The 22,419-nt window shown below is 62.4% G+C and carries 21 protein-coding genes; 9 read left to right on the top strand and 12 right to left on the bottom strand.

The features are described from left to right. Nucleotides 1–16: 16 nt before the first annotated feature. Nucleotides 17–673 carry a DUF1120 domain-containing protein gene (locus tag AD664_RS23110; protein WP_053150155.1) on the bottom strand — a complete coding sequence of 219 codons (657 nt, stop codon included), beginning with the start codon at nucleotides 671–673 and terminating at the stop codon, nucleotides 17–19. A gap of 365 nt (nucleotides 674–1,038) precedes the next feature. Then, on the bottom strand, nucleotides 1,039–1,689 hold the full coding sequence (locus AD664_RS23115; RefSeq protein WP_053150158.1) for a DUF1120 domain-containing protein: 651 nt from the start codon (nucleotides 1,687–1,689) through the stop codon (nucleotides 1,039–1,041). 356 nt (nucleotides 1,690–2,045) lie between these two features. Here AD664_RS23115 and ppx point away from each other — a divergent pair, with 356 nt between their 5' ends. Further along, complete coding sequence (gene ppx / locus AD664_RS23120) at nucleotides 2,046–3,548, top strand: exopolyphosphatase (RefSeq protein ID WP_042730916.1); 1,503 nt, start codon at nucleotides 2,046–2,048, stop codon at nucleotides 3,546–3,548. A 148-nt stretch (nucleotides 3,549–3,696) separates the two neighbouring features. Here ppx and ppk1 read toward each other — a convergent pair whose 3' ends face one another. Both ppk1 and hemB read right to left on the bottom strand, forming a co-directional pair. Further along, a complete protein-coding gene (ppk1, locus tag AD664_RS23125) occupies nucleotides 3,697–5,913 on the bottom strand; it encodes a polyphosphate kinase 1 (protein WP_042731155.1) in 2,217 nt (738 codons plus the stop codon). 17 nt (nucleotides 5,914–5,930) lie between these two features. Then, nucleotides 5,931–6,944 carry a porphobilinogen synthase gene (gene hemB, locus AD664_RS23130; protein WP_047735797.1) on the bottom strand — a complete coding sequence of 338 codons (1,014 nt, stop codon included), beginning with the start codon at nucleotides 6,942–6,944 and terminating at the stop codon, nucleotides 5,931–5,933. A gap of 203 nt (nucleotides 6,945–7,147) precedes the next feature. Between hemB and AD664_RS23135 the strand changes: the two genes are divergently transcribed. Then, nucleotides 7,148–7,771, top strand: coding sequence for a DedA family protein (locus tag AD664_RS23135; protein WP_053150161.1), 624 nt, complete (start codon nucleotides 7,148–7,150; stop codon nucleotides 7,769–7,771). Here the strand turns inward: AD664_RS23135 and AD664_RS23140 are convergent. Further along, entirely contained in the window at nucleotides 7,752–8,987 is a 1,236-nt protein-coding gene (locus tag AD664_RS23140; RefSeq protein WP_053150164.1) for a sterol desaturase family protein, read from the bottom strand. The genes AD664_RS23135 and AD664_RS23140 overlap by 20 nt on opposite strands. Before the next feature lie 123 nt (nucleotides 8,988–9,110). Between AD664_RS23140 and elbB the strand changes: the two genes are divergently transcribed. Beyond that, on the top strand, nucleotides 9,111–9,779 hold the full coding sequence (gene elbB, locus AD664_RS23145; RefSeq protein WP_042731151.1) for an isoprenoid biosynthesis glyoxalase ElbB: 669 nt from the start codon (nucleotides 9,111–9,113) through the stop codon (nucleotides 9,777–9,779). 143 nt (nucleotides 9,780–9,922) lie between these two features. Here elbB and AD664_RS23150 read toward each other — a convergent pair whose 3' ends face one another. Together AD664_RS23150 and AD664_RS23155 are read right to left on the bottom strand one after the other, a co-directional pair. Continuing rightward, on the bottom strand, nucleotides 9,923–10,378 hold the full coding sequence (locus AD664_RS23150) for a YaiI/YqxD family protein (RefSeq protein ID WP_042731150.1): 456 nt from the start codon (nucleotides 10,376–10,378) through the stop codon (nucleotides 9,923–9,925). Beyond that, nucleotides 10,378–12,276, bottom strand: a complete 1,899-nt coding sequence (locus tag AD664_RS23155) for a cytochrome c/FTR1 family iron permease (protein WP_053150167.1) — start codon at nucleotides 12,274–12,276, stop codon at nucleotides 10,378–10,380. The genes AD664_RS23150 and AD664_RS23155 overlap by 1 nt, the downstream gene beginning before the upstream one ends. Nucleotides 12,277–12,592: 316 nt before the next feature. Between AD664_RS23155 and AD664_RS23160 the strand changes: the two genes are divergently transcribed. The 4 genes from AD664_RS23160 to AD664_RS23175 all read left to right on the top strand — a co-directional run bounded on the left by AD664_RS23160 (nucleotide 12,593) and on the right by AD664_RS23175 (nucleotide 15,936). After that, nucleotides 12,593–13,990 carry a COG3014 family protein gene (locus AD664_RS23160; protein WP_053150671.1) on the top strand — a complete coding sequence of 466 codons (1,398 nt, stop codon included), beginning with the start codon at nucleotides 12,593–12,595 and terminating at the stop codon, nucleotides 13,988–13,990. Nucleotides 13,991–14,009: 19 nt separating this feature from the next. Then, entirely contained in the window at nucleotides 14,010–14,381 is a 372-nt protein-coding gene (locus AD664_RS23165) for a YcfL family protein (protein ID WP_042731148.1), read from the top strand. A gap of 220 nt (nucleotides 14,382–14,601) precedes the next feature. Further along, nucleotides 14,602–15,189 (top strand): penicillin-binding protein activator LpoB, encoded by a 588-nt coding sequence (gene lpoB / locus AD664_RS23170; RefSeq protein WP_042731147.1) that lies wholly within the window; start codon nucleotides 14,602–14,604, stop codon nucleotides 15,187–15,189. A gap of 3 nt (nucleotides 15,190–15,192) precedes the next feature. Further along, on the top strand, nucleotides 15,193–15,936 hold the full coding sequence (locus AD664_RS23175; RefSeq protein ID WP_042731146.1) for a hypothetical protein: 744 nt from the start codon (nucleotides 15,193–15,195) through the stop codon (nucleotides 15,934–15,936). Nucleotides 15,937–16,078: 142 nt separating this feature from the next. Here the strand turns inward: AD664_RS23175 and rhtB are convergent, their stop codons facing one another. The 3 genes from rhtB to AD664_RS23190 form a co-directional block, all read right to left on the bottom strand. Beyond that, nucleotides 16,079–16,711 carry a homoserine/homoserine lactone efflux protein gene (rhtB, locus tag AD664_RS23180; RefSeq protein WP_053150170.1) on the bottom strand — a complete coding sequence of 211 codons (633 nt, stop codon included), beginning with the start codon at nucleotides 16,709–16,711 and terminating at the stop codon, nucleotides 16,079–16,081. 105 nt (nucleotides 16,712–16,816) lie between these two features. Next, nucleotides 16,817–17,398, bottom strand: coding sequence for a mechanosensitive ion channel family protein (locus AD664_RS23185; RefSeq protein ID WP_042732879.1), 582 nt, complete (start codon nucleotides 17,396–17,398; stop codon nucleotides 16,817–16,819). Continuing rightward, nucleotides 17,398–19,308, bottom strand: a complete 1,911-nt coding sequence (locus AD664_RS23190; RefSeq protein ID WP_047735794.1) for an ATP-binding cassette domain-containing protein — start codon at nucleotides 19,306–19,308, stop codon at nucleotides 17,398–17,400. The genes AD664_RS23185 and AD664_RS23190 overlap by 1 nt, the downstream gene beginning before the upstream one ends. A 50-nt stretch (nucleotides 19,309–19,358) precedes the next feature. Between AD664_RS23190 and AD664_RS23195 the strand changes: the two genes are divergently transcribed. Continuing rightward, entirely contained in the window at nucleotides 19,359–19,823 is a 465-nt protein-coding gene (locus AD664_RS23195) for a TIGR02444 family protein (protein ID WP_053150171.1), read from the top strand. Here the strand turns inward: AD664_RS23195 and AD664_RS23200 are convergent. Then, on the bottom strand, nucleotides 19,820–20,977 hold the full coding sequence (locus tag AD664_RS23200; protein WP_053150174.1) for an AlgP family protein: 1,158 nt from the start codon (nucleotides 20,975–20,977) through the stop codon (nucleotides 19,820–19,822). The two genes, AD664_RS23195 and AD664_RS23200, sit on opposite strands and share 4 nt — an antisense overlap. Before the next feature lie 191 nt (nucleotides 20,978–21,168). Between AD664_RS23200 and AD664_RS23205 the strand changes: the two genes are divergently transcribed. After that, nucleotides 21,169–21,834: an FKBP-type peptidyl-prolyl cis-trans isomerase gene (locus AD664_RS23205; protein ID WP_053150178.1), complete on the top strand. Its 666-nt coding sequence runs from the start codon at nucleotides 21,169–21,171 to the stop codon at nucleotides 21,832–21,834. Between the two features lie 60 nt (nucleotides 21,835–21,894). On the opposite strand, the gene AD664_RS23210 is transcribed toward AD664_RS23205, so the two are convergent. Further along, a complete protein-coding gene (locus AD664_RS23210) occupies nucleotides 21,895–22,353 on the bottom strand; it encodes an Rsd/AlgQ family anti-sigma factor (protein WP_042730380.1) in 459 nt (152 codons plus the stop codon). Nucleotides 22,354–22,419: the final 66 nt, after the last annotated feature.

A 22,419-nucleotide genomic window follows, 5' to 3' on the forward strand; every position in this document is an offset into this window, starting at 1 on the left:
GGGGCTGGCCGTTTCATCAGATGTAAGTCAACTCCAGCGTTGCACTGCCATCTATTTGCAGGTCTTCGCGCACAACCAGTTCAGTCGTATTGTTGATTGCCGCTTCGATTTCCAACTCGCCGGAGACTGTTGTCAAAAGGTGGGGAGTCGTCGCACTGTTCGTAGACCACGAGAGCATGTAACTGGGTACGCTGCGCAAAAAGTTCCCAGCGTTGATCCAGCCGCCCGACCCCACTGCGGACAAGATCGTCTTGAAGTCCGTGTCCCCGTCTACGGAATAGTTACGAACATGCAGGCTGAAGGCACCAATTTTTTCGCCGTCGGCGTTCGCGCCCAGGCCGAAACTATTTTGTGGATAAGCAAGACCTGGATCGATGACCTCCATGGCTTCATGCTTTTTGCTGGCGGCCCGGTTATCGTTGGCGGTCAAACCGACAAGCGTCGGCCCGTCACAGACGATGGTGAAGGCCGTATTCAGCTTGCTCAACTTTGTGTAATTGACCGGGCTCAAGTCCTTGACGCTGATTCGCCCATAATCGACAGCCGTCGTAGGAATATTCAGAGAGCAACTGCCCGGAACAATGCTACCTGTCACTTGCAAATCAGCCGCCTGGGCGTGAGTGCACGCCAGAACGAGAACAGCGACTGCGGCCAGTCCAAACTTATTCTTCATATCAATTCCTTAAAATCACATCAGCTTGATGCCAGTCATGCAACATCCACACTTCAACGATGCAACAACTAACGTCACGGCGAAATTGCCGGGCGAAAGTATCTGGAAAAAGCCCCTAAAGATAAGCAGGAAACATCATCATGAATCGTAGGAAACTTCTATCAACTACAAAGCCATAGAAACTTTCCTACATAAATATCTTATAGATAACCGTCGCCCGCCAGAAACTCAGCCGCACCCGTTAGTGGCCATCATCGTTCATTCAGCATCGGAGCAGGTGTAGACCAGCCCTGTTCCCTTTGGGCAATACGCTTCAACGCAAACCCTGTAAAGAACCAGCCCCGGAAGCGGGACTGGCATTGACGTCAAATGTAGGTCAGTTCTAGCGTCGCATTTCCATCGATCTGGAGATCGTCGCTCACCACAAGCTCAGTCGTATTGTTGATTGCCGCTTCGATCTGGAACTCACCCGTGACCGTTGTCAGAAGGTGCGGGCTTCTGGCCCCAATAGCCGACCAAGTGAGAATACGATCAGGTTTACTCCGCATAATGTCATCTGCCTCGAACCAGGTATTACCCGCTTGCGAGATGGTTTCGAAATCGGTGCTCCCATCCACGGAATAGTTACGAACATGCAGGCTGAAGGCACCGATCTTTCCACCATCGGCGCTGGCGCCCAACCCAAAGCAGTTGATTGGCAAGGCTAACCAGGGATCGATCACCGTCATTGCCATGTGCTCTTTGCTGGCGGCCCGATTATCGGCAGCGCTCAACCCCACCAGTGTCGGACCATCGCAGGCAATGCTAAACGGAGTATTCAACTTCCCTAGTCTTGTGTAATTGACTGGGCTCAGATCATTAGCACTGATTCGCCCATAATCGACAGCCAAAGTAGGAATATTCAGCGAGCAACTACCCGGAGAGATACTGCCCGTCACTTGCAAGTCAGCCGCTTGCACATGGGTGCAGGCTAAAGCGAGTGCACCGACTGCCGCCAACGCAAAACTATTTTTCATTTCCACTTCCTTCAAGCTTCATCAACTTGATGTCAATCCTGCAACACCCGGAACTTCCTTGTTCCAGCCACATGTAAACACGCTGTGGAGTTTCGTCCTGATTTGAAAAGAGGCTACAACTGCATCACGGCGAAATTGCCGGGCAGAAGTATCGGAAAAAAGTCCTTAAAGATAAGCAAGAAACATCATCGTAAATCGTAGGAAACCTCTACCCCCTATAAAACAGTAGATATTTTCCTACGTAGGTTTCTTGCCCCCTCGCCAAAACTGCCGACGACCGAAACCCAGCAGCATCCGTTGGCGGCGACGGTCGATCGTGGCAGGATGGCAAGGTTATCGACCGAGACTTTTTGCCCATGCCGCCATCCCAAGCCAAGAATCTGTCCCTGATCGCTGCCATAGACCTGGGCTCCAACAGCTTCCATATGGTCGTCGCCAAAGCCCAGAACGGGGAAATCCGCATTCTTGAGCGGCTCGGCGAGAAGGTCCAGTTGGCCGCCGGCATCGACGAAGAGCGCAAGCTGAGCGAAGAGTCCATCCAGCGCGGGCTCGATTGCCTCAAGCGCTTTGCCCAACTGATCAACGGCATGCCCCTGGGCGCCGTGCGGATCGTCGGCACCAACGCCCTGCGCGAAGCGCGCAACCGGGGCGAGTTCATCCGCCGCGCCGAAGAGATCCTCGGCCATCCGGTGGAAGTCATTTCCGGTCGAGAGGAAGCCCGCCTGATCTATCTGGGCGTCTCCCACACCCTCGCCGACACCCCGGGCAAGCGCCTGGTGGCGGACATCGGCGGTGGCAGTACCGAATTCATCATCGGCCAACGCTTCGAGCCGCTGCTGCGCGAGAGCCTGCAGATGGGTTGCGTCAGCTACACCCAGCGGTATTTCCGCGACGGCAAGATCACCCCGGCCCGCTATGCCCAGGCCTACACGGCGGCGCGCCTGGAAATCATGAGCATCGAACACGCCTTGCACCGCCTGACCTGGGACGAGGCCATCGGCTCCTCCGGGACCATCCGCGCCATTGGCCTGGCCCTCAAGGCCGGCGGCCATGGCGCAGGCGAGGTCAATGCCGAGGGCCTGGCCTGGCTCAAGCGCCGGGTGTTCAAGCTCGGCGAGTCGGACAAGATCGATTTCGAAGGCATCAAGCCCGACCGTCGGGCGATTTTCCCGGCGGGCCTGGCGATTCTCGAAGCGATTTTCGATGCCTTGGAGCTGCAACGCATGGACCACTGCGAGGGCGCCCTGCGCGAGGGCGTACTCTACGACCTGCTGGGACGGCATCACCATGAGGATGTCCGCGAGCGCACCCTGGGCTCGCTGATGGAGCGTTACCACGTGGACCAGGAACAGGCCGTACGGGTCGAACGCAAGGCGCTGCACGCCTTCGACCAGGTGGCTGACGACTGGGACCTGAACGACGGCGTCTGGCGCGAACTACTGGGCTGGGCCGCCAAGGTCCATGAAGTGGGCCTGGACATCGCCCACTATCACTACCACAAGCACGGCGCCTACCTGATCGAACACTCGGACCTGGCGGGCTTCTCCCGGGAAGACCAGCAGATGCTCGCGCTGCTGGTGCGTGGGCACCGGCGCAACATTCCCAAGGATAAGTTTGCCGAGTTCGGCGATGACGGCATCAAGCTGATTCGCCTGTGCGTGCTGCTGCGCTTCGCGATCCTGTTCCACCACATTCGCGGCACCCAGGCCATGCCCCAGGTGGCCCTGCGCGCCGACGGCGATCAGTTGGACGTGATGTTCCCCGACGGTTGGCTGGAAGAAAACCAGCTGACCCAGGCCGACTTCGCCCAGGAAGCCGAGTGGCTGACCCGGGTGGGGATTGTGCTGAACATCCACTGATCCAGCAGCGCAAGCCAACTGTGGCGAGGGAGCTTGCTCCCGCTGGAGGTCGAAGCCCTCCCAAGGATCTGGGGCTGCTGCGCAGCCCAGCGGGAGCAAGCTCCCTCGCCACGAAAAGCTGAGCCTGTCCCCCCCTTCCAGCAAACCTCTAGCTGACCGTCAACACCGGGCTGCTCAAGCGCTCCAGCAACGTCGCCTGGGCGCTGCGCGGGTTCTGGTTGCCGGTTGGCGTGTTGCGGATGTAGCGGCCGTCCGACTGCAGGCTCCAGCTGTGGGTGTTGTCGGTGAGGTAGCTTTCCAGCTCCTTCTTGACCCGCAGGATGAGCTTCTTGCCCTCCACCGGGAAGCAGGTCTCGACCCGCTTGTCGAGGTTGCGCTCCATCCAGTCGGCGCTGGACAGGAACATCTGCTCCTCGCCGCCGTTGAGGAAGTAGAACACCCGCGTGTGTTCCAGGAAGCGCCCGATGATCGAGCGCACATGGATGTTATGGGACACCCCCGGGATGCCCGGCCGCAGGCAGCACATGCCCCGCACCACCAGGTCGATGCGCACGCCGGACTGGCTGGCCTTGTACAACGCACGGATGATCTTCGGATCGGTCAGCGAGTTGAACTTGGCAATGATGTGGGCCGGCTTGCCATCCAGGGCGAACTGCGTCTCCCGGGTGATCATGTCGAGCATGCCCTTCTTCAGGGTGAACGGCGCATGCAGCAGCTTCTTCATGCGCAGCGTCTTGCCCATGCCGATCAACTGGCTGAACAACTTGCCGACGTCCTCGCACAAGGCATCGTCCGAGGTCAGTAGGCTGTAGTCGGTGTACAGGCGGGCGTTGGCGGCGTGGTAGTTACCGGTACCCAGGTGAGCATAACGCACGATCTCCCCGGCTTCGCGGCGCAGGATGAGCATCATCTTGGCGTGGGTCTTGAAACCGACCACGCCGTAGATCACCACCGCACCGGCCGCTTGCAGGCGGCTGGCCAGTTGCAGGTTGGACTCTTCGTCGAAGCGCGCGCGCAATTCGATCACCGCGGTGACTTCCTTGCCGTTGCGCGCCGCGTCCACCAGGGCGTCGACGATTTCCGAGTTGGCGCCGCTGCGGTACAGGGTCTGGCGCACCGCCAGGACGTGCGGGTCCTTGGCGGCCTGGCGCAGCAGGTCGACCACCGGCGTGAACGACTCGAACGGGTGCAGCAACAGGATGTCCTGCTTGCTGATCACGCTGAAGATGTTCTCGCTGTTTTGCAGCAGTTTCGGGATCTGCGGCGTGAACGGCAGGTATTGCAGTTCCGGGTGGCTGTCCAGGCCGGTGATGCTGAACAACCGGGTCAGGTTGACCGGGCCGTTGACCTGATACAGCTCGGTCTCGTGCAGGTTGAACTGCTTGAGCAGGTAATCGGACAGGTGTTTCGGGCAGGTGTCGGCCACCTCCAGGCGCACCGCATCACCGTAGCGACGGGAGAACAGCTCGCCGCGCAAGGCGCGGGCCAGGTCTTCGACGTCTTCGGTGTCCACCGACAGGTCGGCGTTGCGGGTCAGGCGGAACTGGTAGCAACCCTTCACCTTCATGCCCTGGAACAGGTCATCGGCGTGGGCATGGATCATCGACGACAGGAACACATAGTTGTCGCCCGTCCCGCCCACGTCTTCCGGCACACGGATGATACGAGGCAGCAGGCGCGGCGCCGGAATGATCGCCAGGCCGGAATCGCGACCGAAGGCGTCGATGCCCTCCAGTTCGACAATGAAGTTCAGGCTCTTGTTGACCAGCAACGGGAACGGGTGCGTCGGGTCGAGGCCGATCGGGGTGATGATCGGCGCGATCTCGTCGCGGAAATAGCGGCGCACCCAGGTCTTGATCTTGGTGTTCCAGTTGCGCCGGCGAATGAAGCGGACCTGATGTTTCTCCAGCTCCGGCAACAGGATGTCGTTGAGGATCGCGTACTGGCGGTCCACCTGGCCGTGGACCAGCTCGCTGATGCGCGCCAGGGCCTGGTGCGGCTGCAGGCCGTCTGCACCGGCCTGTTCACGGGCGAACGTGATCTGCTTCTTCAGGCCGGCGACACGAATCTCGAAGAACTCATCCAGGTTGCTGGAAAAGATCAGCAGGAACTTCAAGCGCTCCAGCAACGGATAGGACTCGTCCAGCGCCTGCTCCAGCACGCGGATGTTGAACTGCAGTTGCGACAGCTCGCGGTGGATGTACAGGCTGCTGTCATCCAGGTTGGGGATCGCAATCGCCGGGGCCGGGGCGGGCTCGGTGGCCGCAGGCGGAGCGGGCTCCATCTGCGGTGGTGTCTCGGCGATTTGCTCGACCACAGGTTGAGCGTCTTTTACGGCAACTTCAGAGAGTCCTTCGGTATTCATCGCAAGTTCCTGGGAGGCTATTTCTGCTCTCGTAGCAATTGGGCGGCGCGCACGGCGAAATAAGTCAGGATGCCATCGGCGCCTGCGCGCTTGAAAGCGGTCAGCGATTCGAGGATCACCCCTTCGCTCAACCAGCCGTTCTGGATCGCGGCCATGTGCATGGCGTACTCGCCGCTGACCTGATAAACAAAGGTCGGCACTTTGAATTCGTCTTTGACCCGGCAAAGAATGTCGAGGTAGGGCATGCCGGGCTTGACCATGACCATGTCTGCCCCTTCTGACAAGTCGGCTGCGACTTCGTGCAGGGCTTCATGGCTGTTGGCCGGGTCCATCTGATAGGAGGCCTTGTTGGCCTTGCCCAGGTTCAGGGCCGAGCCGACCGCGTCGCGGAACGGGCCGTAATAGGCGCTGGCGTACTTGGCCGAGTAGGCCATGATCCGCACGTTGACGTGACCGGCCACTTCGAGGGCTTCGCGAATCGCCTGGATGCGCCCGTCCATCATGTCCGACGGCGCGACCACCTGGGCACCGGCCTCGGCATGGGACAACGCCTGCCTGACCAGTGCATCGACGGTGATGTCGTTCTGCACATAACCGTCTTCGTCGAGGATGCCATCCTGGCCGTGGGTGGTGAACGGGTCCAGCGCCACGTCGGTGATCACCCCAAGCTCCGGGAAGCGGGCCCGCAGGGCACGGGTCGCGCGCTGGGCGATACCGTCCGGGTTCCACGCCTCGGCGGCGTCCAGGGACTTGAGGCCAGAGGGCGTGACCGGGAACAGCGCCAGCGCCGGAATGCCCAGCTCGACCCACGTCGCCGCCGCTTCGAGCAGCAGGTCGATGGTCAGCCGCTCCACGCCGGGCATCGACGCCACCGCTTCGCGACGGTTCTCACCGTCCAGCACGAACACCGGCAGGATCAGGTCGTCGGTGGTCAGCACGTTTTCACGCACCAGCCGACGAGAGAACTCATCACGGCGATTGCGACGCAGGCGGGTGGCAGGGAACAGACGATTGGCGGGGGTAAAGCTCACGGCAGACTCCTGAGCCCGCTGACGGGCGAGCGTGACAGTTATAAGCGGCCATTATGACGAACGTATGACAGTTGTGTGCACCTGTGACCTGTCGTCGCAGTTATTGTCGTTGTAGGAAATGTTCACGTCGAGACACATTTCGATACTTTCCTGAATGTGCCTGAAGGGTTAGGCTGCGCGTTCATTTCGCCAGCACCCAGACAATGCTCCAGCAATTTCTACATGACTTCGGCTACCTGGCCCTGTTTATCGGCACGTTCTTCGAAGGTGAAACCATCCTCGTGCTCGCAGGCTTCCTGGCGTTCCGCGGCTACATGGACATCAATCTCGTGGTGGTCGTGGCGTTCTGCGGCAGCTATGCCGGTGACCAGCTGTGGTATTTCCTGGGCCGCAAGCACGGGCGCAAGCTGTTGGCGCGCAAGCCGCGCTGGCAATTGATGGGTGATCGCGCCCTGGAGCACATCCGCCGGCACCCGGACATCTGGGTCCTGAGCTTCCGCTTCGTCTATGGTTTGCGCACGGTGATGCCAGTGGCGATCGGCCTGTCGGGCTACCCGCCGGGCCGTTACCTGCTGCTCAACGGCATCGGCGCGGCGATCTGGGCCACGGCGCTGGCCGCCGCCGCGTACCACTTCGGCGCTGTGCTCGAAGGCATGCTGGGCAGCATCAAGAAATACGAGTTGTGGGTACTCGGCGCCTTGTTGGTCCTCGGACTCTGCCTGTGGCTGCGTCGCCGCATCAAGAATGCGCGGCTGGCGAAGAAGACCCTTGAAGCCGAACGCGTGGCGCAGAGCCGACCCACTGAACCTACGACGCCAACCGAGTGAATCGGCTCCGGCAGCCATACAGGCCGATACCGCTGAGCAGGCCATAACTGAACACGCCGACCCAGGCCAGCGGGCTGGCTGGCCATAGCCCGGCCATCGGCGCCAGCCACACCAGCACCACGCTCGACACCAGCCGCAGGCACTCCAGCCGCAGCGCCCACGGACGATTCTCCAGGGTCGCGCCCAGCACGAACAGACCCAGCGCCACCGCGCCCCAGCCCAGCACCAGTGCGGCCACCGGCAAGCGCGTCTCCAGGTTCATCAAATAACTGCCCAAGGCAATGTAGACGCAAAACTGCAGCACCACGTACCACTGCTGGCGCCCCTCCAGCGGCACCTCGAATTTCTCGAAACGGCTCAGGTCCGGCTTCGCCAGCGGGTACTTCGCCGCCACGTCCGCCGGCCGCCAACCGGTGGGCATGAACCAGATCCGCAACTTGTCCCACCAGCGTCCGGCTCGTCGGGCATCCGCCCACAACTGGGCGTAGAACTGCAGGTTGGCCCACAGCGGATTCCAGCTGGCCAGCGGCGTGGTGACGCCGAAGATCACCGGCTCGTTGTCGTCTTCTTCCTGGAAGGTGCCGAACAGACGGTCCCAAATAATGAACACCCCGCCGTAGTTGCGATCCATGTAGAGAGGGTTCTGTGCATGGTGGGCGCGATGATTGGACGGCGTGACGAAACACCACTCCAGCCAGCCGAGCTTGGGAATGTGTTGGGTGTGGACCCAGAACTGGTACAGCAGATTCAATGCCGCGACGCTGACGAACACCCCCAGCGGCACCCCGGCGACCGCCAGCGGCAGGTAGAAGACCCAGCTCAGCAGGAAGCCGGTGCTGGTCTGGCGCAACGCCGTGGACAAGTTGTAGTCCTCGCTCTGGTGATGCACCGAGTGGGCGGCCCAGAGGATGTTGCGCTCATGGCCCATGCGGTGCAGCCAGTAGTAGCACAGGTCGTAGAGCACGAAGGCGAACACCCAGGTCCAGGCCTGGTCGCCCGGCAACGAGAAGATCGCCAGGTGCTTCAAGGCAAAGGCGTAGGTCACCAGGCCCACGCCCTTGGTCAGGAGGCCGGTGGTGGTCGACAGCACGCCGGTGCTCAGGCTGTTGATCGCGTCCGCGACCCGGTAGTGGCTGACCCCGCGCCAGCGATCGGCCAGCAATTCGACGGCAATCAGGACGAAGAAGAACGGCACGGCATACAGAATGAAATTCATGATGCGACCCGGGCAAGCGAAGCAGGGAGATAGTCGGCAGATTAGGTGTAGCTGCCGGATAACCCTATGGCAACGAATGACAAATTAGTGGACATTTAACGCCATGAATCTGGAGAAAAACCCATGAGCAAAAAAATTGCAGTGATCCTTTCCGGCTGTGGCGTGTACGACGGCGCCGAAATCCACGAGAGCGTGATCACCTTGCTGCGCCTCGACCAGCGCGGCGCCCAGGTCCAATGTTTCGCCCCCGACATTGCTCAACGGCATGTGATCAACCACCTGACGGGCGAAGAGATGCCCGAGAGTCGCAACGTGCTGGTGGAATCGGCGCGGATCGCCCGGGGCGAGGTCAAGGACCTGCGCGAGGCCAACGTCGAGGATTTCGACGCGTTGATCGTGCCCGGCGGCTTTGGCGCGGCGAAGAACCTCTCCAGCTTTGCCGTCGAGGGCGCCGGGTGCACGGTCCAGCCGCAAGTGCTGGCCCTGGCCGAAGCCTTTGCCGAAGCCGGTAAACCGGTCGGCTTGATGTGCATCTCGCCGGCCCTGGCGGCAAAAATCTACGGCCCTGGCGTGCTCTGCACCATCGGCACCGACGCCGACACGGCCGCCGCCGTGACCAAGATGGGCGGCACCCATGAAGACTGCGCCGTCACCGACATCGTCGAGGACACCGCCCGCAGACTGGTCACCACCCCGGCCTACATGTTGGCCAAGAACATCAGCGAAGCGGCCTCGGGCATCAACAAACTGGTGGACCGGGTGCTGGAACTGACCCACGAAAACGACGCCTGACATCCAAGCCCGGTCCCACAGAGCTAGCCTGGCCCCTGTGGGAGCGGGCTTGCTCGCGAAGGCGTCGGTTCAGCCGGCCTATTCGTTGGCTGACACACCGCTTTGGCGAGCAGGCCAGCTCCCACAGGGGCGCTGAGCAGGATTCAAGATTGACGCGCCAATTGCGTCAATAGCCGATCCAGGGCATTGGCGAATACCTGCTTGTCCCGCTCACTGTACGCCGCCGGGCCGCCGCCGACATGGCCCTGTTCACGCAGGTCGGTAAACAGGTTGCGTACCGCCAGCCGCTCCCCCATGTTCTGGGCATCGAATGCCTTGCCGCGGGGATCAAGGGCCGCGACGCCCTTCTTCACCAATCGGTCGGCCAGGGGCACGTCGCTGCAGATCACCAGTTCGCCCGGCGCAGCGTGCTCCACCAAATAGTCGTCCGCAGCGTCGGGGCCACTGGGCACCACGATCAGCTTCACACAGGCCAGGCCTGGCTTGATCTGTGGCTGACCCGCCACCAGCACCACCTCGAACCGACGCTTCAGGGCGAACTTGACCACCAGGTCCTTCGCCGCCCTGGGACAAGCGTCGGCGTCGATCCAGACGCGCATCAGGACACCGGCACCCTGCGCTTCTCCGCCATCCGGCTACGGCCATACAGCACGACGATCGCCAGGATCGCCACCACCTGTGCGGCCAGCGAATAGGCATCGGCATGAATACCCAACCAGTCGAAGTCAAAGAAGGCCACCGGACGGGTACCGAAGATCCCAGCCTCCTGCAACGCCTTCACGCCATGGCCGGCGAACACCACCGACAGCGCGCACAGCAACGCGGCGTTGATGCTGAAGAACAGCGCCAGCGGCAACTTCGCCGAGCCGCGCAGGATCACCCAGGCCAACCCGACCAACAGGACCAGCGCTGTCGCGCCACCCGCCAACACCGCGTTGTGCCCGGCGGGACCTGCCTGCAACCACAGGGTTTCGTAGAACAGGATCACTTCGAACAGTTCGCGATAGACCGAGAAGAACGCCAGGATCGCGAAACCGAACCGGCCGCCGCCCCCCACCAGGCTGCTCTTGATGTAGTCCTGCCAGGCCGCCGCGTGGCGCCGGTCGTGCATCCACACCCCCAGCCACAACACCATCACACTGGCGAACAACGCCGTGGCACCTTCGAGCAACTCACGCTGGGCGCCGCTGACGTCGATCACATAGGCGGCCAGCCCCCAGGTTGCCAGGCCGGCCAGCAACGCCAGGCCCCAGCCGATGTTGACGCTGCGCACCGCCGACTGCTGGCCGGTGTTACGCAGGAACGCGAGAATCGCCGCCAATACCAGGATCGCTTCCAGGCCTTCACGCAGCAAAATCAACAGCCCGGAGATATAGCTCAGCGACCAACTCAAGCCATCGCCGCCCAACAGGTCGGCGGACGCCTTCAATTTCGCCTTGGCCGCGTCCAGGCGCTGGGCAGCCTGCTCCACCGGCAAACCGTCCTGCAGCGACTGACGGTAGGCCATCAGGGCTTTCTCGGTGTCTTTGCGCACGTTGGCGTCGACGTTATCCAGCGAGCTCTCCACCAGCTCGAAACCTTCCAGGTAGGCCGCTACCGACAGGTCATAGGCCTGGTCATGGTCACCGGCACGATAAGCCGCGATGCTTTTGTCCAGGGTCGCCGCGGTGTAGTCGAGCAACTGCGCCGGGCCGCGTTGCACCTGCGGGGGCTGCGCACGCTGGGCTCGGAAGGTGGCCGCCGCTGCTGGGCCCTGGGCGGCGAGGACTTCGGCCGGGGTCTGGCGGGCGAGGTCGGCCAGGTTGTAGGTCTGCTCGCCCTTGGCAGCGGCCGGGTCGGCGCTGAAGCTGGCGATGTAGGTGGCCAGGTCCCAGCGTTGACGGTCGTCGAGCTGATCGGCGAAGGCCGGCATGTCGGTGCCTTCGATGCCCATGCCGAGGGTGTTGTAGATCGCATAGAGACTCAGGCGATCCAGGCGCTGGCCATCGCGCAGGTTGGCCGGCGGTGGCTCGAGGCCGACGCCGGCCGGGCCATCGCCGGCGCCGTTGGCACCGTGGCACACCGAGCAGTTCTGGGCGTACAGCGGCGCGCCACGGCTCGGGTCCGGGGTGATCACCGGCGCCTGGCTGACCTCATACGCCACCGCCAGCCGCGCGCCCAACTGCCGCGCCTGGCGGGCGACTTCGGCGCCCTCCTGGCGCTGGGTGATTGCACTGCGCAGGGCGCCGATGCCCTGGGTCAGCTCAGCCTTCTGCGGCTTGGCCGGCAGCCCGGCGATCAGCCCTTCCAGCGCCTGGGTGAATTCCAGCTGTTCACGGTACTCGGCCTCGTCGATGACCTTGCCTGCCTCGACCGTCGCCGGATAATCCGCCCCGATGTAATCCAGCAGATGCAGCGCCTGGGGGGCGCCTTCGACGGTGTCGGCCAACAGATAGGGGCTGCACAGGGCAAGCAACGGCAGTGCGAGCCAGGCCAGGAAACGAAGCGGGGCAGTCATGAATGACTCTCGATTGGTAATAAGAAGTAACACATTGTTCACTTCCAATGCCTTCGGCTCAAGGGCCGATGTGATTTAGGGGCATATTTTCATCGGATATTCACCCTTTGGAGGTGATGTCACAAAAACGGCATTTCGAAATTGAAAAGCCATTACATAGCCAAGCGCCACGTTTATAATCCCGCCGCCTTCTTATCGTTGGATGGCATAAGAGCTCCTCGCTTGATGAGGAACCGACAGCGCAGCGACGCCTGTCCGTGGGATCGTTCCAGCCCGACCCGCACACCCCCGGCTGCTATTCAGGGAAGAAATGTTCATGGCATCCCGTGCCGTTTTTTCGATCGCCCTCGGGGCGGTGACCTTGTTGTCCGGCTGCTCGGCCTTTCGCAACTACGATGGCGAACTGGCCCAGACCAACCAGCAGTTGGCTTCCGGCAATGTCGACGCAGCGCTGACCCTGCTGGAAAAGAACAACAGCAGCCAAGACAAAGACCTGCTGTATTACTTCGAGAAAGGTGAGCTGCTGCGGGCCAAGGGCGACCTGTCCGGCAGCCAGACCGCCTGGAACAGTGCCGACCAGCAGGTTGGCCAGTGGGAAGACGCGGTCAAGCTCGACACGGCCAAGTACGTGGCGCAGTTCGGCAGTTTCCTGGTCAACGACAAAGTCCGCCGCTATGAAGGCTACGACTACGAAAAAGTCATGCTCACCACGCAGATGGCCCTGAACCTGCTGGCCGTGAACGACTTCGACGGCGCACGAACCCAGATCAAGAAAACCCACGAGCGCGAAGCGGTGATCGCCGACCTGCGGGACAAGGAGTACCTCAAGCGCGAGGAAGAAGCCGAGCAGCAAGGGGTCAAGACCGAGTACAAGGACCTCAAGGGCTACCCGGTGGCCAGCCTCGACGCCCCGGAAGTGGTCAGCCTGAAAAACAGCTACCAGAGTGCCTTCAGCCATTACCTGGCCGGTTTCGTCTACGAAGCCCTGGGGGAAAAGGACCTGGCTGCGCCGGGCTATCGCAAGGCCGCCGAACTGCGCCCGAACACGCCGCTGCTGGAGCAGGCCCTGCTCAATCTTGACAAGCCCGCCGCCAAGACCGACGACAGCGACATCCTGATCGTGGTGCAGAGCGGCCTGGCGCCGTCCCGGGACTCGGTGCGCATTCCCCTGCCCCTGCCCATCAGCGGCAACCTGGTGATCACGCCGTTGTCGTTCCCGGTGATCAAGCCCGATACCTCCACGGCAACGTTCGCCCAGATCGGCGTCGACGGCCGCCAGATGGACCTGACTCAACTCAACAGCACCACCGCCATGTCCCGTCGCGCCCTGCGCGACGACATGCCCGGCATCATCCTGCGCACCACCGTGCGTGCGATCACCAAAGGCGTGGCGCAAAAGCAGATCAACGACACCAACCCCCTGGCCGGCCTGGCCGTGGGCCTCACCTCGGCGATCCTCGAGGGCGCCGACACCCGTACCTGGCGCACCCTGCCGGACTACACCCAGGTGGTACGCCTGCGCCTGAAGAAGGGCGAGCACCAGGTCACCCTGCCAAGTGCGGTGGGCGGCTCGGTGGTCAAGGTCAACGTGGATCAACGCTACCAGGTCATCAGCCTGCGGGCGGTGGGCAACCAGGTCTTCGCCGGCGGCCTGGCGGCCCAGGTGATCCCGAACGCCACCCCGAGCGCGGTCGCCAGCCTCAAACAACCTTAAGAACGGAGTCTTTGTTCACATGCGTCTAAAACTGATCGCCGTCGGCGCCCTGGCCTTGCTGGCCGGTTGTGCCACCCCGCCACCACCGGAGCCGGGCACCGCTGCCAGCAAGGTCGTGGCCATGGGCAAGACCAAGAACATCGTGGTCGGCGCCATGCGCGTGGCCCGGGAAAACGGCTACATGACCGTCAATGTGCAGTTGAGCAACACCAGCTACAACAACAAGACGATGTACTACCGCTTTGCCTGGCTTGGGCCGGAAGGCTTTCCGATTGCCGAGGAAGAAACCTGGAAGACCCTGACGCTGTATGGCGAGCAGACCAAGTTCCTGCCGGCCATCGCGCCAACGCCCAAGGCGGTGGATTTCCGCCTGGAAATCAATACGCCTTGAGCCTGACAACGACTCTTAAGGGCTATGGCCTGATCCCTGTGGCGAGGGAGCTTGCTCCCGCTCGATCGGTCCGACGCCTCGGGCGTAGCGACCGCAAGATTTTGGGGCCGCTTCGCACCCCAGCGGGAGCAAGCTCCCTCGCCACAGGAATATTCGCCAGGCTCCTTATGGGTCGGCATTGCGCCTGAGTCCAATTCATTCAGTTTCTGAGAGCACACCCATGTTCCTACGCATTTCCTCCCTCGCCCTCGCCGTCCTGCTGGTCAGCGGCTGCGCCAACAACTCGCCGGTACTGGGCAACAAGAACATCAGCTATGGCGACACCAAGGCCGTGGAAACTGTCACCAACGAGTTCGGCTCCACCGACCTGCAGATGATCGCCGAGTCCATGACCCGCTCCCTGGCCCAATCCGGCGTCCTGCAGGGCCGTCCGGTGGTTCAGGTCTACGACGTGAAGAACAAGACCAGCGAATACATCGACACGCGGGAAATCACCACCAGCATCAAGACCCAGTTGATGAAGACCGGGGCCGCGCGTTTCGCCAGCGACAACAACGCCATGGACAGCCAGGTCGACCAGCTCAAGTTGCAGAACCAGAGCGGTCTCTACAAGAAGAGCACCGTGGCCAAGACCGGCAACATGATCGCCGCCAAGTACCGCATCGAAGGCTCCATCAGCTCGATCGTCAAGCGCAGCAGCGACTACAAGGACGTCTTCTACAAGTTCAGCCTGCAATTGATCGACGTCGAGAGCGGTCTGGCCGAGTGGATGGACGAGAAAGAAATCCGCAAGACCACGGAGCGTTAAGCCATGCGCACATGGATTGGCATCATGGCCCTGGCCTGCGCGTTCACCGCGCAGGCGGCCCCGAAAGTCGCCGTAACCGACCTGGCGTACCAGGAGCGGGTGGAGGAATACATCCACACCGTTTCGGCCCAGAGCAACTTCCAGGCGAACGCCTACAGCGCCAGCGCTTCGTCGAGCTACGACGAAATGGAAGCCACCAGCAGCTACATCGAGCAGGGTGAATTGCGCAAGTTCACCGGCGACATCAAGGGCGAGATCCTGCGCAGCGGGATGTTCCAGCTGGTGCAGGGCACGCCGTACACCGCCTCGTCCAAGGGCGACGTCTATGACGTCATCAAGCGAATCAAGGCCGGGAACTTCAAGGGAGCCGACTACGTATTGTTCGGCACGGTGTCGGACATCGACTTCACCCGCGACATCAACGAGCTGGCGAACACCAACAGTTACTCGGCGGTGCTGGCGTTGACCCTGGTGGCGGACTTCAGCCTGATCAACACCAAGACGTTCGAAATCACCTCGGCGTTCACCGCCATGGGCGAAGGCCAGGACACCAAGCTGCTGAACCACCGGGACGTGCACATCAGCCTCAACCGCCCGCGGGTCGTGCGTGAAGTGTCCAAGGCCCTAGGGGAAGACGTGGCGCGGCAAATGAGCGAACAGCTCGGCGGCCCGAGCTACGAACAACCCCGCGAGCCCGCGCAGCGTAACAACCTGCCACGGGATACGGCGCCGGTGATCCTGCGCTAAGTCTTAGCGCCAATGGATGATGCTTCTGTAGCGAGGGAGCGTGCTCCCGCTCGGTCGGTCCGACGCCTCGGGCGTAGCGACCGCAGGCTTTTGGGGCTGCAGCGCAGCCCAGCGGGAGCAAGCTCCCTCGCCACAGAACGGCTTACACCGCCGCCTTGCGAATCGTCGCCAGCAACCCTGCCGCGCCAATGAACAGCCCGGCAAACGTACGGTTCATCCGCCGTTGCTGTTTCGGGGTACGCAACAGACGCAAGACCTTCGACGCCAACCCGGTGTAGCCGGCCATGACGATCAGGTCGACGCAGATCATGGTCATGCCCAGGATCAGGTATTGCTGGATCAGGGGGGCGTGGGGATCGATGAACTGCGGCAGTACCGCCAGCATGAACACCAGCGCCTTGGGGTTGCTGATGTTGACCAGGAAACCGCGAAACACCAGCGCCATGGGTTTGCCGATCGGCCGCACGGCCGCGTCATCGCTGATGTCGCTGGGAATGGCCCGCCACTGCTTGATGCCCAGGTAGACCAGGTAGGCCACGCCAAACCATTTGATCGCATAGAAAGCCGTAGCCGAGGCGGTGAGGATCGCCCCCACGCCGGCGGCAACGATGGCGATCTGCAGTGCCAGGCCCAGTTGCAGGCCCAGGGCATTCCAGTAGCCACGCCAGAAACCGTATTGCAGGCCGCTGGACATCGATGCAATGGCACCGGCACCCGGCGAAAGACTGATCACCCAGCAGGCGGCGAAAAACGCCAGCCATGTTTCCAGCACCATTGCACACCTCGGCTCGAATTCGTCGAAACGAATACGCTAATGCGCCGCTGCACGGTTGACCACTGTTTTTTTCTGCTCGGGCTGAAGGGCGCCGCGAAGACCGCCCTACTCGACGAAGCCGCCGACCGGGAATGCCTCGCTGCCACGCCAGCGCCGGACCGAACGCTGGAAGAACAGACTGTTGGGCACTTGCACCATGGAGCTGCCGGTGCCGAGCTCCTCGGGCTCGATCAGCGTGGTGTAGAGCAGGTTGATCGCCACCACCCGCCCCTTGATGCCAGGCTTGTCGGTGGCCTCCACCAACTCCACCACGTCCCCCAGGCGAAACGGGCCGACGGTGTAGATCAGCACGGCGCAGAGCAGGTTCGACAGCACGCTCCAGATGGCGAAGAACGCCACCGCCGCCACCGCGACGAAGCCCGACAGGGCGGTCCACAGCACCGTGGCCGAAACACCCAGGCGCTCCAGCACGATCAACACCGCGCTGCCCATGATCAGCCAGCGCAGCACACCCCGCAGGATGATCAGCAACTGCGGCGGGAAGGGATAGCGCTCGCCCAGGCGCGTGAGCGCGCGCGCCACGAAGCGCTGGGCAAAGTAACCGACCAGCAGGATCAGCAGGACTTGCACACCGAGCCAGATCGGCTCGATCCACATCACGGGAACAGGCAACGCCAGGGCTTCCATCAGGACAGCGCCTCCAGCTCCGCTTGCAGGTTTTCCAGCACTTCCAAGGCTTGCATCCAGGCTTCCTCCAGCTCCGCTTCTCGAACTTTCAGCTTGGCCTGTTCGGCCAGCAGGTCACGCAACTCATCTTTGCGCGCCGCCTCGTAGAGACCGCTGTCACCCAGGCTGGTTTCGATTTTCTGCAGCTTTTCATGCAGCTTGCCCAGTTCGGCCTCGAGCTTGTCGGCCTCGCGCTTGTGGGGCGCCAATTGCTGGCGCAAGGCGGCTGCGGCCTGGCGCTGGGCTTTCTTGTCGGTCTTGTCCGGGTTGACCGGCGTGGTGCTGACCGGCGCGTTGCGCTGGCGATAGTCCACCAGCCAGCGTGCGTAATCCTCCAGATCGCCGTCGAATTCCTCGACCTTGCCATCGGCCACCAGGAAGAAGTTGTCCGTGGTGCTCTTGAGCAGATGCCGGTCGTGGGACACCACCAGCACGGCGCCACTGAATTCCTGCAAGGCCATGGTCAGGGCCAGGCGCATTTCCAGGTCCAGGTGGTTGGTCGGTTCGTCGAGCAGCAACAGGTTGGGCCGGCCCCAGGCGATCAGCGCCAACGCCAGGCGAGCCTTTTCGCCACCGGAGAAATTCAGCACCGGCTCATCGATGCGCGCGCCACGGAAATCGAAACCACCGAGGAAATCACGCAGGGTCTGCTCGCGCTCGGTCGGCGCCAGGCGTTGCAGGTGCAGCAGCGGGCTGGCCTTGGCATCGAGGGAGTCGAGCTGATGCTGGGCGAAATAGCCGACCACGGTGTTCTCGCCACGGGTCAGGCGACCGCCCAACGGCTGGAGTTCTCCGGAGAGGTTCTTGATCAGGGTCGACTTGCCGGCGCCGTTAGGCCCCAGCAGGCCAATTCGCGCACCGGGGGTCAGTTGCAGCTTGACCTTCTCCAGCACGGTCTTGTCGCCGTAGCCCAGGCGTGCATCGGACAGGTCGATCAGCGGGCTGGAGATTTTTGTCGACTCGCGAAAGACAAAGTCGAACGGTGAATCCACGTGGGCCGCCGACAGCTCCTCCATCCGTTCCAGTGCCTTGATCCGGCTCTGGGCCTGGCGAGCCTTGGTGGCCTGGGCCTTGAAGCGGGCGATGTAGCTTTCCATGTGCGCACGCTGCGCCTGCTGCTTCTCATAGGCCTGCTGTTGCTGGGCCAGGCGCTCGGCGCGGGCGCGTTCGAATGCACTGTAGCCGCCACGGTACAAGGTCAGCTTGCGCTGATCGACATGGGCGACGTGATCGACCACGGCATCGAGGAAGTCGCGGTCGTGGGAAATCAGCAGCAGCGTGCCCGGATAACCCTTGAGCCAATCTTCGAGCCAGATGATGGCGTCGAGGTCCAAGTGGTTGGTCGGTTCATCGAGCAACAAAAGATCCGAGGGGCACATCAGGGCCTGGGCCAGGTTCAGGCGCATCCGCCAACCGCCGGAGAAATCGCCGACCTGGCGGTCCATCTGCTCATTGGTGAACCCCAGCCCGGCGAGCAACTTGCGCGCGCGCGCGTCGGCAGTGTAGCCGTCGGCGCTGTCGAGTTCCGAGTGCAGGCGGGCCTGGGCGGCGCCGTCGTGGGCCGCTTCCGCCGCCGCCAGGTCGCGTTGAACCTGACGCAGGCGCAGGTCGCCGTCGAGCACGTAGTCCACCGCCAGCCGCTCGAGGGTATCGACCTCCTGACGCATGTGGGCGATACGCCAATCGGCCGGCAGCATGCAATCGCCCGAGTCCGGGTGCAGCTCACCGCGCAGCAAGGCGAACAGGCTCGATTTGCCGGCGCCGTTGGCACCGATGAGGCCGGCTTTGTGGCCGGCGTGCAGGGTCAGCTCGGCGTCTTCTAGCAGACGTTGCGGGCCACGCTGTAAAGTCAGGTTCTGAAGTCGGATCATAATGGCGGCGGAGTCTACCAGCTTCGCTCGCAACTGGCGCGAGTAGCACGATGTCCCCTGACCTTTGGCGTTTCTCCCTGGACCTCTATGCCAAGCCCGGCGTGGAAGCCGCCTGCCTGGCATCGCAGGAGGCCGGCATCAACGTGTGCCTGCTGCTGTGCAGCCTGTGGCTGGACCAGCGCGGCGTGCCCTGTCGCGAACCACGGCTGCACACGCTTCGACAGTTGGCCGAGGCCTGGGACGCCGAGGTAGTCAAGCCTCTTCGCAGCCTTCGCCAGCAATGGAAAACCATGGCCCAGCAAGACCCGGCGCTCGACAACCTGCGCGAACAGGTCAAGCGGCTGGAACTGGAGGCCGAGCGGCGGTTATTGGAACGATTGGAAGCGGCGGCCAAGGATTGGCCGACGGCACAGCACGAGGGTTCAGCCCAATGGCTGCAAGCGCTGGCGGCGAGTGTCGAACCTGCGCACCACGACGCGCTGCATCAGCTGCGCGTCGTGGTGTCCGGCACTTAGGAAGCGCTGGTTGGGGTGCTGGTGCTCGGCGCCACGGAAGCGGACGGGCTGACTGCCGGCGCTGGAGTGCTGGCGGTTGGCGCAGGGGACGCTGCCGGAGCAGGCGCGGCGGTGGCCGGTTTGGCGGCAGGCGCAGCCGAAGGTTTCGCGGCCGCTGGTTTTTTCACGGCGGGTTTGGCCGCTGGCTTGGCAGCGGTAGGCTTCGCAGCAACTGGCTTGGCGGCCGCTGGCTTGGCAGCAGGTTTGGCCGCCGCTTTGGCTGGTGCCTTGGTCGCGGCAGGCTTGGCGGCGGTTTTTACGGCAGGCTTGGCGGCAGCGGGTTTGGCCGCCACTGTTTTGGTGGCTGCTGGTTTGGCGGCGGGTTTCGCGGCGGCCGTTTTGGCAGCGGGTTTGGCCGCCGGCTTGGCGACAGGTTTAGCGGCCGGTTTTGCAGCGGTGGTTTTCGTCGCAACGGGTTTGGCAGCGGCGGTTTTTGCGGCAGGCTTGGCAGCCGGTTTAGCCGCCGGTTTTACCGCAGGCTTGGCCGCGACAGGCTTGGCGGCTGCGGTTTTTGCAGCCGGTTTGGCGGCCGCTTTAGCGACTGGCTTTTTGGCCGCAGGTTTTGCAGCGCTGGCGGCGACGGGTTTGGCCGCTGGTTTGCTCGCGGTCTTGGTGGGAGCCTTCACGGCAGGCTTGGCCGCTACCTTGGCGGGCGTTTTTGCTGCGGCAGGTTTAGCCGCCGGCTTCTTGGCCGATACAGCAGCAGGCTTGGCGGCACGCAGTGTCAGCGCCTTGCCCGCAGCCTCTTGCACGCGACCTACGCCCTGGGCCAGTTTCAGGCTTTCCTGGGCATCGCGCTTGAGTTGCAGAATGTAGGCACGGGTCTCGGACTGACGATCCTTCAAGGCGTCGAGCAGGTCTTCGAGTTCTTTCACACCGTCCTTTGCCTTGGCTTGTGCCTTGGCCTTGCCGGCGGTGGCGGCGTCTTGCAGTTTGGTGCGCGACTTGTGCAGTTTTTCCTGCGCCTTGCCGCGTTGTTTTTCCAATTTGGCGAGCAGTTTTTCAGCATCAGCCATCGCTTGGGAGCAGGCATTTTCCAGATGCTCGAGCAAGCTGCCCGAGAGTTGTTGGAGCAAGTGCAACGGAGTGTTTACAGGCTTCTTGGTGGCCGACATGGTTTACCTCCTGACTGACGTGAGTGCGGCTCATACTAGACCTCTGCTGCAACCGCCGCTAGGGCATGTTGACAGTACACAAGACGTTGCGTTGCAAGGTACGAAAAATCTTATTCATCCGCGCCAGGGCAATCCACCTCTGCACCTGTCGGCACTGGCATAATCCCTCGATTCGAGGCCGGAGATCCCCCATGTTGCGTCACCTGTTCCTGTCCCTGTGCATGCTTGGCTCCATGGCCCAGGCCGCTGACAAAACCAGCGCAAACGATGCTCACGACCTGGCCTACAGCCTGGGCGCGAGCCTGGGTGAACGCCTGCGCCAGGACGTGCCCGACCTGCAGATCAAGGCCTTGGTCGAAGGCTTGCAACAGGCTTACCTGGGCAAGCCGCTGGCCCTCAAGGATGAACGCATCGAACAGATCCTGGCCGCGCATCAAGCGCAACTGACAGCGCAGTCGTTGCCACCTCAGGACGCGATGGCGTTCAAGACGGAGCAGACATTTCTCAACGAAGAAAAGAACCGACCCGGCGTCCAGCAACTCGCGGACGGCATCCTGCTGACGGAGCTCAAGCCAGGCAAAGGTGCGAAGGCAGGCCCCCACGGCAAGGTCCAGGTGTTGTATGTCGGACGGTTGCCGGACGGCACCGTATTCGACGCCAATCACCAGGCACAGTGGTTCAATCTCGACAGTGTGATTGACGGCTGGCGCAGTGCATTGCCGCAGATGCCGGTCGGCGCGAAGTGGCGCCTGGTGATTCCCTCGACCCTGGCGTATGGCGCCGAAGGTGCCGGGGATGTGATCCCGCCTTTCACGCCGCTGGTGTTTGAAATCGAACTGCTCGGCGCGACGGGCTAAGGTCGCCCAAACGAAAAACGGTGCGCCATGCGCACCGTTTTTTTATGCCTGCAAAAACCTTCAGGCCTGGACTGCGGCTTCTTCCTTGTGTGCGTTGTGCAGCACTTCGATCAGGCAGTCTTCCAGCTCGAAACGCTCATGCAGCAAGCCGCCCAACTCCTTGAATTTCTCAGCCACGCACTTGCCTTCATCGCACAGGTCGTTGAACGCCAGCAGCTTCTCGGTGATGACGTCGATGCGCGGGTAGATCTGCTCGGCGAGCTCCAAGCCACGCTTGTCGTTGAAGGCCTTGGCCTCGCCCGTCAGTTGTTCGTAGATCTCGAAATGACCGGCCGATACATAGTCGACCAGCACACCGCAGAACTCCTGCAAGGGCTTGCGGCTTTCGCTCAGCGCTTCAGGCTTGTCGCCGAGGACGTCATAGGCCCGCACCAGTTCGTGACGCTCCTGCAACCAGCGATCGATCAGCAGATGCACCCCACCCCAGCGTTCCTGAGCATTCTGACAACTTTCGAGCATGGTGATTTCTTCCCTTGTGAGTCATGCCCCTCGCAGCCTGCGCACACCTGGATAACCAGGGACAAG

It is taken from the genome of Pseudomonas sp. P97.38 (genome assembly GCF_001269745.1).
Lineage (GTDB): Bacteria > Pseudomonadota > Gammaproteobacteria > Pseudomonadales > Pseudomonadaceae > Aquipseudomonas > Aquipseudomonas chlororaphis_E.